Below are 14,271 nucleotides of genomic sequence, written 5' to 3'. Positions count from 1 at the left end.
CGCGAACCCGGAAGCCATTGCAAAGTCAAGGGCATTGAAGCCAAACCTGGGTCAACGGCACGGCCTGCCCCCCGCGCAAGAGACGCCGCCCCCGCGGCTGCGGTGCCCGGCGGGGCGCGCCTGCGGCGCGTTTGGGTACTTCCAGTCAGAAAGTGAATACCCAAGCGTGCCTTTGCCGGCGGGCCGTCCATCCTCGACGGGACACTCCTGCCGGCCGGCAAAGGCAGCCACTTCCTGACGCGGTCATCGGCTCCCCAGCCTGTACCGCATAGGTAGAGTGACACGAGTCAGGTTAAGAAACCCTTACCGCCCCTTTCTGACCTTCAAATACCCGAAATCCGCCGGCAAGCCCCGCGCGGCGCCGCCCGCGGGAGAAGAAATCCCACATCCGCCTTCCCCTTCGCGCCGCCATTCGGTAAGGGAACGGCCAATTGCAGGAGGGATCCCGACGATGGCGATGGAAAAGACGTTCAACGCGGCGGACGCCGAAAGCCGCCTCTACAAGGCCTGGGAAGAGGCCGGCTGTTTCAAGGCAGGCGCACATGCCAAGCCCGAGGCCTCCGCCTATTGCATCATGATCCCGCCGCCGAATGTCACCGGTGTGCTGCACATGGGCCATGCCTTTAACAACACGCTGCAGGACATCCTGATCCGCTGGAAGCGGATGCAGGGCTATGACACGCTTTGGCAGCCGGGCACCGACCATGCTGGTATTGCCACCCAGATGGTGGTCGAACGCATGCTGGCGGAAACCCAGCAACCCTCGAGGGGCGAACTCGGGCGCGAGAAATTCCTGGAGAAAGTCTGGGAATGGAAAGAGAAATCCGGCGGCACCATCGTCGAGCAGCTGAAGCGCCTCGGTGCCTCCTGTGACTTCTCCCGCACCGCCTTCACCATGGCGGGTGCTGGCGGTGACACCCGCACCGGCCACGAGAACTCCCCTGATTTCCACGATGCGGTGATCAAGGTTTTCGTGGAGATGTACAACAAGGGGCTGATCTACCGCGGCAAGCGGCTGGTGAACTGGGATCCGCATTTCGAGACCGCAATCTCCGACCTTGAGGTCGAGAACATCGAGGTTGCGGGCCACATGTGGCACTTCAAGTACCCGCTCGCGAATGGCGCCACCTACACCTATGTGGAGAAAGACGCCGATGGCAACGTGATCCTCGAAGAGGAGCGCGACTATATCTCCATCGCCACCACCCGGCCCGAGACCATGCTGGGCGACGGCGCGGTGGCCGTGCATCCCTCGGACGAGCGCTATGCCCCGATCGTCGGCAAGCTCTGCGAGATCCCGGTTGGCCCCAAGGACCACCGCCGCTTGATCCCGATCATCACCGATGAATACCCGGACAAGGACTTCGGCTCGGGCGCGGTGAAGATCACCGGCGCGCATGATTTCAACGACTACCAGGTCGCCAAGCGCGGCGGCATCCCGATGTACCGGCTGATGGACACCCGCGGCCGGATGCGGGCCGATGGCGCGCCTTATGCCGAGGCCGCGGAACTGGCGATGGCGGTGGCCAAGGGGGACCAGACCCTGACCGAGGCTGAGGCGGATGCGGTTAACCTTGTGCCGGACGAGCTGCGCGGACTGGACCGCTTCGAGGCGCGCAAGGCGGTGGTCGAGCAGATCACCGGCGAGGGGCTTGCCGTCATGGTCACCGAGACCCGCGCGGATGAAGACGGCAACGAGGCCGAGGCCCTGGTGCCTTATGTCGAGAACAAGCCGATCATGCAGCCCTTCGGAGACCGTTCCAAGGTGGTGATCGAGCCGATGCTGACCGACCAGTGGTTCGTCGATGCCGAAAAGGTTGTCGGCCCCGCACTGGACGCGGTGCGCAATGCCGATGTGAAGATCATCCCGGAATCGGGTGAGAAGACCTATTACCACTGGCTTGAGAACATCGAGCCCTGGTGCATCTCGCGTCAGCTGTGGTGGGGGCATCAGATCCCGGTCTGGTACATCCCCGGTGAGGAGGACTGGTATCCGGTCTGCGCCGCCACCGAGGAAGAGGCGCTGGAGAAAGCCCGCCTTGGCGCACCCGAAGGCACCGAGTTCCGCATCGTGGCCGACCAGCAGGAAGCCGCGGCGATCCTGGCCGAGCAGGTGAAGCTGATGGACACCCGCGACGAGGGCACGATCCAGAGCTTTGCAGGCCCGATGCAGGTGCCGATGTTCCGCGAGCCGGACGTGCTGGACACCTGGTTCTCCTCGGGCCTGTGGCCGATCGGCACGCTGGGCTGGCCCGAGGACACCCCGGAGATGCAGAAGTACTTCCCGACCTCCACCCTGGTAACCGGGCAGGACATCCTGTTCTTCTGGGTGGCGCGGATGATGATGATGCAGCTCGCCGTCGTGGACCAGATCCCCTTCGACACCGTCTATCTGCATGGCCTCGTGCGCGACGCCAAAGGCAAGAAGATGTCGAAGTCCACGGGCAACGTCATCGACCCCTTGGAGATCATCGGCGAATACGGAGCCGACGCGCTGCGTTTCACCAATGCCGCGATGGCCTCGCTCGGCGGGGTGCTGAAACTCGACATGAAGCGGATCGAGGGCTACCGCAACTTCGTCACCAAGATCTGGCAGGCCTGCTCCTACGGCGACAACGTGATCGACGCCTTCAGCGCCGGGCGCGGAGCGGAGCCGCCTGCAGCCAGCCTGCCGCTCAACCGCTGGGTCATCGGCGAAGTGGCCAAGCTCCGCGAGGAGGTGGACGCGGCGTTCGAGGCCTTCCGCTTCAACGATGCGGCCAATGCGATGTACGCCTTCTTCTGGGGCACTTTCTGCGACCGCTACCTGGAGTTCACCAAGCCGGTGTTCCAGTCGGGCGATGCGGCGGCGCAGGAAGAGACCCGCAAGGTCTTTGCCTGGGCGGTGGACCAGAGCCTGATCCTGATGCACCCGGTGATGCCCTTCGTGACCGAAGAGCTGTGGAACGTGACCGCGGGCCGCGGGATCAAGACCGGTGACGCGTCCAAGATGCTGGTGCATGCGGACTGGCCGTCCTTCAGCGCCGCCGATCTGGTGGATCCGGAGGCCGAGCGCGAGATGAACTGGGTGATTTCCGTGATCGACAACACCCGCTCGGCGCGCGCGCAGATGAACGTGCCCGCGGGCGCCAAGGTGCAGATGCTGGTGACCGATATCGACGATTTCGGCCGTGCTGCATGGGAGCGCAACGAGGCGCTGATCAAGCGGCTGGCGCGCATCGAGGACCTGCAGGAGGCGGACAGCCTGCCCAAGGGCTCGGTGGTGATCGCGGTTCCCGGTGCCTCCTTCGGGATGCCGCTGGCGGATCTGATCGACGTCGATGCAGAAAAGGCGCGGCTGGAGAAGACCCTCGGCAAGCTCGCGAAGGAGCTTGGCGGCCTGCGCGGGCGGCTCAACAACCCGAAATTCGCGGCCTCGGCCCCGGAAGAGGTGGTGGCCGAGGCGCAAGCCAACCTCGCCGCGCGCGAGGAGGAGGAAGCCAAGCTGAACGAGGCGCTGGCGCGCCTGGCCGAGATCGGCTGAGCGCCTGCCCCCCTGCATCTGGAACAAAGCGCCCGCCCCTGTGGCGGGCGCTTTCCGTTTCGGCCCTGCCCGGGGCGCCGCGCGGCAAGCGTCAAATCCGGCACGGCGGGGAAAATCCTGCCTACAGTGCCATTGTGTTCGCCACGGATTTGTACCAGCCTGACGGAAAGTTAACACAGACGGGAGGCTTCCATGCCCGAAGGATCCAAGCCCAGAGGCTACTGGGTGGCCCATGTGGATGTGGACAATATGGAGCGTTACAAGGACTACATCACCGCCAATGCTGCGCCTTTTGCAGAATACGGCGCGCGCTTCCTTGTCCGCGGCGGCCCGCGGGAGCTGCGCGAGGGGGCTTTGCGCGCGCGCACCGTAGTGATTGAGTTTCCCGATTTCGAAACCGCCAAAGCCTGCTATGATTCAGTGGCCTATCAGGATGCGAAAGCCTTGCGCGATCCGGTCTCGACAGGCGATATGGCGATCATCGAAGGCTACGGCGGCTAGCTCTGCCGGGCCGGCTGCACGACCCCGGGAGGCCCCATGCCGCTGCTCAAGAAATTCTTCCAGGCGTTCCGCCCCTCCGAACCGCCGGCGTTGCCGGATCCGGACGCCGAACTTGCGCTTGGCGCGCTTCTGGTGCGGGTGGCGCAATCGGACCGCGACTATCAGCTGGAGGAGATCAGCCTGATCGACCGCATTCTCGCCCGGCTTTACCAGCACAACGCGATCGAAGCCGCCAAGGTGCGGGCCACCTGCGAAAAGCTGCATGCCGCCGCCCCCGAGACCGACACTTTCGGCCGGCTGATCCGGGAGACCACCGGGCTGGAGGAGCGCATGGCGGCGCTGGATGCGCTGTGGGAAGTGGTGCTGGCGGACGGCCACGAACACGCGGGCGAGGTCACCATCCTGGAGGATGCGCGCAAGGCGATGGGGCTGTCTTATACCGACAGCCAGGCCGCGCGCGCCCGCGCGATGGAGAAAATGGACCCCGCAGAGGAGCAAGGCCAGTGATCGCCGCGCTGCTCAAGCGGCTGTTGGAGCCCGCGCCCGCCCCGCTGGACGATGCCGACGCGCGGCTGGCGCTGACCGCGCTGCTGGTGCGCATCGCCCGTTCGGACAACAATTATGCCGAGGTCGAGAAGGACCGGATCGACCGCATCCTCGGTGCCCGCTACGGGCTGGAGGCGGGCGAGGCGATCCTGTTGCGCGAACAGGCCGAGGCGCTGGAGGCGGAGGCGCCCGACACCGTGCGATTTACCCGCGCCATCAAGGAGGCGGTGGTCTTCGAGGACCGCATTGCGGTGATCGAGGCGCTGTGGCAGGTGGCGCTCGCCGACGGGCGCCGGGACGCGGGCGAGGACGCGCTGCTGCGGCTGTCCTCCAGCCTGCTGGGTATTTCCGATGTGGACAGCGCCAGGGCGCGCAAACGGGCGGAGGCTTCCCTTTGATTGCTCATCTTGCGATGTACGACCGGCCGGAGACGGCGGCTGCGAACGACCGGCTTTGGGATCTGGTGCGGGCGCGTCTGGGCGGCGGCCCGGAGCGGCTGACAAGGGATGCGGATATGTGGGAGGTCTGGCAGTCGCCGGACCTTTTGCTTTCCCAGACCTGCGGCTGCCCGTACCGCACCCGCCTCTACGGCCGTGTGCAGCTGGTGGGCGCACCCGACTATGGTCTGGCGGGCTGCCCGCCGGGCCACTACAACAGCGTATTCATCGCCCGCAAGGCGGACGCGGGCCAGCCGCTGAGCGCCTTTGCAGGCCGCGCCTTTGCCTACAACGAGGCGTTGTCGCAGTCGGGCTGGGCGGCGCCGATGGTGCACCTGCACGCGCGCAACCTGCTGCCCGGCGCGCTGGTGGAAACCGGCGGCCACCGGGCCTCGGCGCTGGCGGTGGCGGAGGGGCGCGCGGATTTCGCTTCCCTCGATGCGCTGAGCTGGGAGATGATCCGCCGGTATGATGCCTTTGCAGGCGGTCTCTGCGAACTGGAGCGCACCGCGCCGACCCCCGCCCTGCCCTATATCACCGCACCGGGACAGGACGCAGGGGCGCTGTTTACAGCACTGGAAGCGGCGATCCGCGGGCTGGACGCTGACAGCCGCGAGACCTTGAATTTGCAGGGGCTGGTGCAGATCCCGGCGGCCGGTTACCTGGCGGTTCCGACCCCGCCCGGCCCGGTTCTGACCGGGCAAAAAATCCGCGCTGCGGAATTGACCTGACCAAACTGCCCAAATGGACGCCTGCCTGCGCATTTCGGAAGGGCCGCGGCAAGGTTAAGCGGTTTGAACATTGCATTCGGTCTTTTTTTCGGTCCAATAAGAACGAATTTCTACTCAGATGGACAACGACACCTTGACCGATTCAACGCCTGTTCTGCAAATTCGCGGCCTCCATAAATCCTATGGGGAGCTGGAAGTGATCAAAGGCGTGGACATCACCGCCCGGCGCGGCGATGTGGTCTCGCTGATCGGCTCTTCCGGATCGGGCAAGTCGACGCTGCTGCGCTGCTGCAACCTTCTGGAAGACAGCCAGGACGGCGAGATCCTGTTCAAGGGCGAGCCGATCGCCTGGACCGGCAAGGGCCTGGCGCGGCGCCCGTCCGACGCCCGGCAGGTGCTGCGCATCCGCACCAACCTGTCGATGGTGTTCCAGCAGTTCAACCTCTGGGCCCATATGACCATCCTGCAGAACGTGATGGAAGCGCCCGTCACCGTGCTTGGCCGCGACCGGATCGAGGTCGAGGAAGAGGCGCGCCACTACCTCGCCAAGGTTGGCATCGGCGACAAATGCGACGTCTACCCGGCGCAGCTGTCGGGCGGCCAGCAGCAGCGGGCGGCCATTGCGCGCGCGCTCTGCATGGAGCCGGAGGCGCTTCTGTTCGACGAGCCCACCTCGGCACTTGACCCCGAGCTGGAGCAGGAGGTGGTGAAGGTGATCAAAGATCTCGCCGCCGAGGGCCGCACCATGCTGATCGTCACCCACGACATGAACATGGCCGCCGATGTCTCGAACCACGTTGTGTTCCTGCATCAGGGCCTGATCGAGGAAGAGGGCAGCCCGGACGAAGTCTTTGGCAACACCCAGTCCGACCGCCTGCGCGGGTTCTTGTCCTCGACCCGCCACGCGCAATAAAAACCAACTCTATAACCAACCAAAACGGGAGTTACTTCATGAAATCTCTAATCCTTGGCACCGCCGTCCTGGCGCTGACCGCAGGCATGGGCCTGGCCGAGACCGTGCGCCTGGGCACCGAAGGCGCCTACCCTCCGTACAACTTCCTGAACGATGCAGGCGAAGTGGACGGGTTCGAGCGCGAGCTGGGGGACGAGCTGTGCGCGCGCGCCGAGCTGACCTGCGAATGGGTCACCAACGATTGGGATTCGATCATTCCGAACCTGGTTTCCGGCAACTACGACGCCATCATCGCGGGCATGTCGATCACGCCCGAGCGTGACGAGGTGGTGGACTTCTCGCAGAACTACACCCCGCCGTCCGCTTCGGCCTATGCGGCGCTGTCCGAGGACGTGGACCTGACCGGCGGTGTGGTTGCGGCGCAGACCGGCACCATCCAGGCCAACCACGTGGTCGATTCCGGCGCCACCCTGCTGGAATTCCCGACCCCGGACGAAACCATTGCCGCCGTGAAGGCCGGCGAAGCCGACGCCGTGATGGCTGACAAGGACTTCCTGGTGCCCGAAGTCGAGGGCTCCGACCTGGTCTTCGTCGGCGACGACGTGCCGCTGGGCGGCGGCATCGGCCTGGCCTTCCGCGAGTCCGACCCGGAGCTGCGCGGCAAGTTCGACGCGGCGATCCAGTCCATGAAGGATGACGGCACCCTGAACGAGCTGATCATCAAATGGCTGGGCGAGGAAAGCCCCCGCTTCTGATTGCAAGTCTCGGAGGGGGCGGCAGCCGCCCCCTCACTCTTCTGCGCCGCCGCCTCCGGCCCCGCGCAGCTTGCCCCCCATATAAAACGCCAAAACGACGAGGTCCGTCATTTTCGGATATTGCTCAGACCCCGCCACGCTTGAAGGGCTCACGTGGCTTTCCTGCTACCTGACCACAGGCAAGCACATGTCCTTTTACCAATCGTTCGGCACGGTGCTGCTGCTGCTGGCGGTGACGGCGCCCTCGGCGATGCTGTTCGGCTTTGGCGGCGCGATGGCGGCGCGGGCGCGGGTTGCGCCCTTGGCCTGGTTTGGCAAGGGCTATATCGCCATCGTGCGCGGCGTGCCGGACATCGCCTTCTTCCTGTTCTTCGTGATCGCGCTGGACCAGGGCATCGAATGGCTGCGCCACAAGGTGAAATGCCCCGATTGGGATCAGCCGGTGCGCCAGGGCAGCGATTTCATCGTCTGCTCCATCGCCAAGATGCCGCTGGGAGACTCGCCGCAATGGGTGCATGAAGTCTACGGCTTCATGCTGGCGGTGCTGACATTTGCCATCGTGTTTGGCGCCTTCGCCGCTAACGTGCTGTTCGGCGCCATGCAGGCAGTGCCGCGGGCGCAGATGGAGACCGCCGAGGCCTATGGCATGACCCACCGCCAGGCGTTCTGGCGCATCCTGGTGCCGCAGATGTGGATCTACGCGCTGCCCGGCCTGTCGAACCTGTGGATGGTGCTGATCAAGGCAACGCCCCTGCTGTTCCTTCTGGGGGTCGAGGACATCGTCTACTGGGCACGCGAGCTGGGCGGCAGCAAGACGCCGAAGTTCACCGACTACCCGCATGGCGACTGGCGGATGTGGTATTTCCTGGGGCTGCTGCTCTTCTACCTCGCCTTTACCCGCGTCTCCGAAGTGGTGCTGGCACGGATCACCCGGCGCCTGTCCCATGGGCAGGCCACCGTCGCCGGTGAAGCACAAAGGAAAGCGGCATGAGCTGTATCCAGACCATTCAGGACTACGCCCTGCGCTCCATCGGATTTGGCGAGCGGCTGCTGCCGCGCAGTGACTTCACCCTGTGCGAGCAGTTCACCCTGATCGGCTCGGGCATGCTTTGGAACATCTATTTCGGCCTGCTGGCGGTACTGTCGGGCTTTGTGCTGGCCAATGCCCTGGCGGTGGCGAAAAACTCGAACAGCCTCGTATGGCGCAAGCTGGCCGAGTGGTTCATCTTCATCTTCCGGGGCTCGCCGCTGTTCATCCAGTTCTTCTTTGCCTACTTCCTGTTCCTGAGCCTGAAGAGCGTCTCGCCGATATTCGACGCCTTCTCCTCGGCCTGGCTGGGGGCGCTGATCGTGCTGTTCCTGAACACGGCCGCCTACACCGGAGAGATCTTCTATGGCGCGCTGCGCTCGATCCCCAAGGGCGATATCGAGGCGGCGGATGCCTATGGGTTCACCGGCTGGATGCGGTTCCGCAAGATCCTGTGGCCGACGATGATGCGGCTGGCCTGGCCTGCCTATACCAACGAGGCGATCTTCCTGTTCCACGCCACCACGCTGGTCTATTTCTCGGGCTTTCCAGCCTGGCGCCAGAAGGGCGATGCGCTTTATTACGCGAATTACTTCGCCGACAAGACCTTCAACCCCTTCATCCCCTACCCGATCCTGGCCTTCTATTTCATCCTGCTGACGCTGGCGATCATCACGGTGTTCGGCGCGGTCAACCGCTACCTGAACCGGCACCTGCCGCAGGACCAGCGGCCCAAGTTCCGGTTCAAGTTCCGCCCGGCGCTGATCCGGTAATCGGATCTCAGCGTTCTGAAATGGCTCCTTTGGGAGCCATTTTTTTTGCGCCTTGCCACGCCCGGACACCGCGCCGCGCCTGGCGGCAGGCTTGCGGGCAACTTTTGATCAAATTTTCTTGGCGAACCGATTTCTCTGCGCTAGGGTTGGCGCAACGATATCATGGAGCCCCCAATGGACCTGTCCGGACTGAGAACCATCCGCATTGCCGCCTGCGACATGAACGGCCAGATGCGCGGCAAGCGCCTGCCTGCGGGCATGGCCGCCAAGCTGGGCGGCGGCGCGGCGCGGATGCCGGTCTCCACCCTCAACGTCGACCTTTGGGGCTGCGACGTGGAGGACAACCCGCTAGTGTTTGCCACCGGTGACGCTGACGGTATCATGCTGCCCACCGAGCGCGGCGCGGTGCCGATGCCCTGGCTGAAGAACGCGTCGGCGCTGGTGCCGATGGCGATGTATTGGGAGGACGGCTCCGCCTTCCTCGGCGATCCGCGCCATGTTCTGGCGGAGGTGCTGTCGCGCTACGGTGCGCGCGGCTGGACGGTGCAGGCAGCGACCGAAATGGAGTTCAGCCTGATCGACGACAGCGGCCCGCAGCCGGCCCCGCCGATCGACCCGCTGACCGGGCGCCAGCTGGATCAGCAGTCGGTGCTGTCGGTGGCCGAACTTGACGCTTTCGACAGCTTCTTCAGCGACCTTTACGAAGGCGCCGAGATGATGGGCATTCCGGCCCAGTCGGCGATTTCCGAAAGCGGACTGGGCCAGTTCGAGATCAACCTCGACCACCAGGAAGCAATGCGTGCCGCCGATGATGCCTGGCTGTTCAAGGCGCTAGTGAAAGGAGTTGCGCGCAAACACGGCTTTGCCGCGACTTTCATGGCGAAGCCCTATGCCGAGGAAGCGGGTAACGGCATGCATGTGCATTTCTCGGTCGAGGACCGGGACGGGCGCAATGTCTTTGACGATGGCGGCGAAAAGGGCTCGCCCCTGCTCCTGAATGCGGTGGCCGGGTGCCTCGCGGCGATGCCCGCCAGCACGCTGATCTTCGCGCCGCACGGCAACTCCTACGACCGGCTGGTGCCCGGCGCCCACGCGCCGGTCAGCGCCGCCTGGGCCTATGAAAACCGCACCGCCGCGCTGCGCATTCCCGGCGGCAGCCACAAGGCGCGCCGGATCGAGCACCGGGTCGCCGGCGGCGACATCAACCCCTATCTGATGCTCGCTACCGTGCTGGGCGCGGCAATGGCAGGGATCGAGGACGGCATGCAGCCCCCTCCGCCATCGGAAGGCAACATCTATGAAATCAAGGGCCTGCCGCAGCTGGCCGAGGACTGGCAGACCGCGATCGACTGGTTCGACAGCGACCCGCTGATTGCGCGGGTGCTGCCGGAGCTGGCAATCCGCAATCTGGTGATGGTCAAGCGCCAGGAGCTGAAGGGCTTTGCCGAACGCCCCGAGGCCTCGCATTGGCTGTCCTGGCTGGAAGCGGTATAGCAGCGCCAGGAGGCGGGCCTTGCCGCGGTCTCCGGCCTCGGCTAGGCTCAATTTGATCAAATCAGGTGAACTATGAAAATCGGAATTTTGCAGACCGGGCACGCGCCGGACGACCTGATCGGCGCATCCGGAAATTACGACGGGATGTTCCGCGACCTGCTGGCAGGCCACGGCTTTGAATTCGAGACCTGGCCGGTGGTGGACGGCACCTTCCCCGAAGGCCCCGAAGCCGCGGACGGCTGGCTCATCACCGGCTCCAAGCACGGGGTCTATGAGGATCACGCCTGGATCAAGCCGCTGGAGGAGCTGATCCGGGAGATCGACGCGCAGAAGCGGCCCCTGGCCGGGATCTGCTTCGGCCACCAGATCATCGCCCAGGCACTTGGCGGCAAGGTCGGCAAGTTCGAAGGCGGCTGGGCCGTGGGCCGGGTCACCTACATGCAGGACGGCAAGCCCCTGGTGCTCAACGCCTGGCACCAGGACCAGGTGATAGAGCCGCCAGCAGGCGCCCGGGTTCTGGCGGGGGACTGCTTCTGCAAATACGGCATCCTGGCCTACGGGGACCATATCTGGACGCTGCAGCCGCACCCCGAGTTTTCTACCGGATTTGTCGCCGGGCTGATCGAGAAGCGCGGCCGCGGCCTGGTGCCGGACGACATTCTGGAAGCCGCCTCCGCCAATCTCGAGGGGCCGCTCAACAGCAATGATATTGCCGCATTCCTTGCAGAGTTTTTCAAGAAAGAGAGGACCTGATGTCCGCCGCCTGGCTCGACGCGCTGCCCGATGCAGCAAAAACCTACCTGGAGGGCCGCCGGCTCGACGAAGTGGAATGCATCATCTCGGACCTGCCCGGCATCGCCCGCGGCAAGGCGGTGCCCGCGTCGAAGTTTGCCAAGCAGGATTATTTCCACCTGCCCGACAGCATCTTCTACCAGACTATCACCGGCGACTGGGGCGAAGCGGCGGATGAGGATGGCTTCATCGAAAAGGACATGATCCTGAAGCCCGACATGTCCACTGCCTCGGCCGCGCCCTGGACCGCGGACTGGACGCTGCAGGTAATCCACGACGCGTATGACCGCAACGGCCGCCCGATCCCCTATTCGCCGCGCAACGTGCTGCGGCGGGTAGTGCAGCTCTACCACGACCGCGGCTGGAAGCCGGTGGTGGCGCCGGAGATGGAATTCTTCCTGGTCGCGCGCAACATCGACCCGGCCAAGGAGATCGAGCCGATGATGGGCCGCTCCGGCCGCCCGGCGGCGGCGCGGCAGGCCTATTCGATGACCGCGGTGGACGAATTCGGCCCGGTGATCGACGATATCTACGACTTTGCCGAGGCGCAGGGCTTCGAGATCGACGGCATCACCCAGGAGGGCGGCGCGGGCCAGCTGGAAATCAACCTGCGCCATGGCGATCCGGTGAAGCTGGCCGATGAGGTCTTTTACTTCAAGCGGCTGATCCGCGAGGCGGCGCTGCGGCATGACTGCTTTGCCACCTTCATGGCCAAGCCGATCGAGAACGAGCCTGGCTCGGCCATGCATATCCACCATTCGATCCTGGACATGGAAACCGGCGAGAACATCTTCTCCGGCCCCCAGGGCGGTGAGACGGATGCCTTCTACCATTTCATTGCCGGCCTGCAGAACCACCTGCCCGCGGGGCTGGCGGTGATGGCGCCTTACGTGAACTCCTACCGCCGCTACGTGAAGGACCACGCCGCGCCGATCAATCTGGAATGGGGCCGCGACAACCGCACCACCGGTATCCGGGTACCGCTGTCGGGGCCCGCAGCCCGGCGGGTGGAAAACCGCATCGCGGGCATGGATTGCAACCCCTACCTCGGCATCGCGCTGTCGCTCGCCTGCGGCTACCTCGGCCTGGCCGGCGAGGAACGCCCGCGCAAGCAGTTCAAGGGCGACGCCTATGAGGGCGACGGCGATATCCCGCAAGTGATGGGCCAGGCGCTGGACCTGTTCGACGGGGCAATTGCCCTGCATGAGGTGCTGGGGCCGGAGTTTGCCCGGGTCTATTCCATCGTCAAGCGCGCGGAGTACGAGGAGTTCCTGCAGGTAATTTCGCCCTGGGAGCGGGAGCATCTGCTGCTGAACGTCTAGGGGCGTTTTGGCGGCGTCCGGAAACTCCGGCACTGTGCCTGGCCGCGGTGCCCGGGCAATTGAGTATTTAAAGCAAGATGACGAGCGGGAGCGCCTTCCCAGCGCACCCCGCGTCCGGGAGAGCTGTGCGATGGCGATGAACCTGCTTTATGCCAATGACCGCAAGGGGCAGTACCCCGAAAGCTGGTATGCGGCGACCGCCGTGCCATTGGACCCGTTTCCGGCGCTGGATGGAGAGGTGACGGCGGATGTGTGCGTCGTGGGGGCGGGTTATACCGGGCTGTCGGCGGCGCTGCATCTGGCGGAAGCCGGGATGCGCGTCGTGCTTCTGGAGGCGCAGCGCGTGGGATTCGGCGCCTCGGGCCGCAATGGCGGCCAGCTGGGCAGCGGCCAGCGCATGGACCAGGAGGGGCTGGAGGCGCTGATGGGCGCGCCCGAGGCGGCAAAACTCTGGCAGCTGGGCGAGGAAGCCAAGGATCTGGTGAAATCGCTGATCGCGCGGCACGGGGTGGACTGCCACCTGAGACCGGGCGTCGCCTGGACCGGTTTCACCACGCGCGAGGCTGAGGACCTGCACAGCTATGGCCGCCACCTGCAGGACCGCTACGGCTACGGCGAAATCGAGCTGCTGGACGCCGAGGCCTGCCACACGATGTGCCCCTCGGCCGCCTACAAGGGTGGCATTCTGGATCATGGCGCGGCCCATCTGCACCCATTGAACTACGCGCTGAGCCTCGCCCGCGCCGCCGCCAAGGCCGGGGTGCGGATCTGCGAGGAGAGCGAGGTGCTGGAAATCGCGGATGGCTCACCGGTGCGGGTGCGCACCAAGGGCGGGCGCGTGACTGCGGAGCATCTGATCCTGGCCTGCAACGGCTATCTTGGCGGGCTCAGCGGCCAGGTCGCGGCACGGGTGATGCCGATCAACAATTTTATCGTGGCGACCGAGCCGCTTGGCGCGGAGGCCGCGCGGGTGCTGACCCGCGATGTTGCCGTGGCGGACAGCAAGTTCGTGGTGAATTACTTCCGGCTCAGCCATGACAAACGGCTGCTGTTCGGCGGCGGCGAGAGCTACGGATACCGCTTCCCCGACGCTATCGAAGCCGTGGTGCGCAAGCCGATGCAGGAGATCTTCCCGCATATGAAGGACGTGCGGGTGGATTATGCCTGGGGCGGCACCCTCGGTATCACCATGAAGCGGATGCCCTATCTGGCGCGGCTCGCGCCCAATGTGCTGTCGGCCTCGGGCTATTCCGGCCATGGTGTCGGCACCGCCACCCATGCGGGCCAGCTGATAGCGCTCGCGGTGCAGGGTGAGGCCGCGGGGTTCGACACTATGGCCCGGGTGCCCGCGCCGCGCTTCCCCGGCGGGCGGCGGATGCGCTCGCCGCTGCTGGTGCTGGCGATGACCTGGTTTGCCCTGCGCGACCGGCTGGGGATCTGAGCGCTTCGCGGCCCCA

13 protein-coding genes are annotated in these 14,271 nt (G+C 65.2%); all 13 read left to right on the top strand.

Annotated features, from left to right (window positions below):
- Positions 1 to 451 precede the first annotated feature (451 nt).
- Positions 452 to 3,523 carry a valine--tRNA ligase gene (locus ACOHX0_RS03560; RefSeq protein ID WP_420675287.1) on the top strand — a complete coding sequence of 1,024 codons (3,072 nt, stop codon included), beginning with the start codon at positions 452 to 454 and terminating at the stop codon, positions 3,521 to 3,523.
- A 192-nt stretch (positions 3,524 to 3,715) separates the two neighbouring features.
- Positions 3,716 to 4,024 (top strand): DUF1330 domain-containing protein, encoded by a 309-nt coding sequence (locus tag ACOHX0_RS03555; RefSeq protein ID WP_420675286.1) that lies wholly within the window; start codon positions 3,716 to 3,718, stop codon positions 4,022 to 4,024.
- 42 nt (positions 4,025 to 4,066) lie between these two features.
- Positions 4,067 to 4,531 (top strand): tellurite resistance TerB family protein, encoded by a 465-nt coding sequence (locus ACOHX0_RS03550; protein ID WP_420675506.1) that lies wholly within the window; start codon positions 4,067 to 4,069, stop codon positions 4,529 to 4,531.
- Complete coding sequence (locus ACOHX0_RS03545) at positions 4,528 to 4,968, top strand: tellurite resistance TerB family protein (protein ID WP_420675284.1); 441 nt, start codon at positions 4,528 to 4,530, stop codon at positions 4,966 to 4,968. The genes ACOHX0_RS03550 and ACOHX0_RS03545 overlap by 4 nt, the downstream gene beginning before the upstream one ends.
- A complete protein-coding gene (locus ACOHX0_RS03540) occupies positions 4,965 to 5,738 on the top strand; it encodes a phosphate/phosphite/phosphonate ABC transporter substrate-binding protein (RefSeq protein ID WP_420675283.1) in 774 nt (257 codons plus the stop codon). The genes ACOHX0_RS03545 and ACOHX0_RS03540 overlap by 4 nt, the downstream gene beginning before the upstream one ends.
- A gap of 133 nt (positions 5,739 to 5,871) precedes the next feature.
- Positions 5,872 to 6,651 (top strand): ABC transporter ATP-binding protein, encoded by a 780-nt coding sequence (locus ACOHX0_RS03535; protein ID WP_420675282.1) that lies wholly within the window; start codon positions 5,872 to 5,874, stop codon positions 6,649 to 6,651.
- Between the two features lie 38 nt (positions 6,652 to 6,689).
- Positions 6,690 to 7,406, top strand: coding sequence for a transporter substrate-binding domain-containing protein (locus tag ACOHX0_RS03530; protein WP_420675281.1), 717 nt, complete (start codon positions 6,690 to 6,692; stop codon positions 7,404 to 7,406).
- 109 nt (positions 7,407 to 7,515) lie between these two features.
- The gene (locus tag ACOHX0_RS03525) at positions 7,516 to 8,397 is read left to right on the top strand and encodes an ABC transporter permease (protein ID WP_420675505.1); all 882 of its coding nucleotides are present in this window, start codon (positions 7,516 to 7,518) and stop codon (positions 8,395 to 8,397) included.
- Positions 8,394 to 9,206: an ABC transporter permease gene (locus tag ACOHX0_RS03520; protein ID WP_420675280.1), complete on the top strand. Its 813-nt coding sequence runs from the start codon at positions 8,394 to 8,396 to the stop codon at positions 9,204 to 9,206. Before ACOHX0_RS03525 ends, ACOHX0_RS03520 begins: the two co-directional genes overlap by 4 nt.
- A 174-nt stretch (positions 9,207 to 9,380) precedes the next feature.
- Positions 9,381 to 10,700, top strand: a complete 1,320-nt coding sequence (locus ACOHX0_RS03515) for a glutamine synthetase family protein (protein ID WP_420675279.1) — start codon at positions 9,381 to 9,383, stop codon at positions 10,698 to 10,700.
- A gap of 72 nt (positions 10,701 to 10,772) precedes the next feature.
- Positions 10,773 to 11,453 carry a type 1 glutamine amidotransferase gene (locus ACOHX0_RS03510; RefSeq protein WP_420675277.1) on the top strand — a complete coding sequence of 227 codons (681 nt, stop codon included), beginning with the start codon at positions 10,773 to 10,775 and terminating at the stop codon, positions 11,451 to 11,453.
- The gene (locus ACOHX0_RS03505; RefSeq protein ID WP_420675276.1) at positions 11,453 to 12,814 is read left to right on the top strand and encodes a glutamine synthetase family protein; all 1,362 of its coding nucleotides are present in this window, start codon (positions 11,453 to 11,455) and stop codon (positions 12,812 to 12,814) included. The genes ACOHX0_RS03510 and ACOHX0_RS03505 overlap by 1 nt, the downstream gene beginning before the upstream one ends.
- A gap of 130 nt (positions 12,815 to 12,944) precedes the next feature.
- The gene (locus ACOHX0_RS03500) at positions 12,945 to 14,255 is read left to right on the top strand and encodes an NAD(P)/FAD-dependent oxidoreductase (RefSeq protein ID WP_420675275.1); all 1,311 of its coding nucleotides are present in this window, start codon (positions 12,945 to 12,947) and stop codon (positions 14,253 to 14,255) included.
- The last annotated feature ends 16 nt before the right edge of the window (positions 14,256 to 14,271 follow it).

Source organism: Cribrihabitans pelagius, from assembly GCF_048820915.1.
GTDB lineage: Bacteria > Pseudomonadota > Alphaproteobacteria > Rhodobacterales > Rhodobacteraceae > Cribrihabitans_A > Cribrihabitans_A pelagius.
This window is presented reverse-complemented; position numbering and strand designations above follow the sequence as displayed.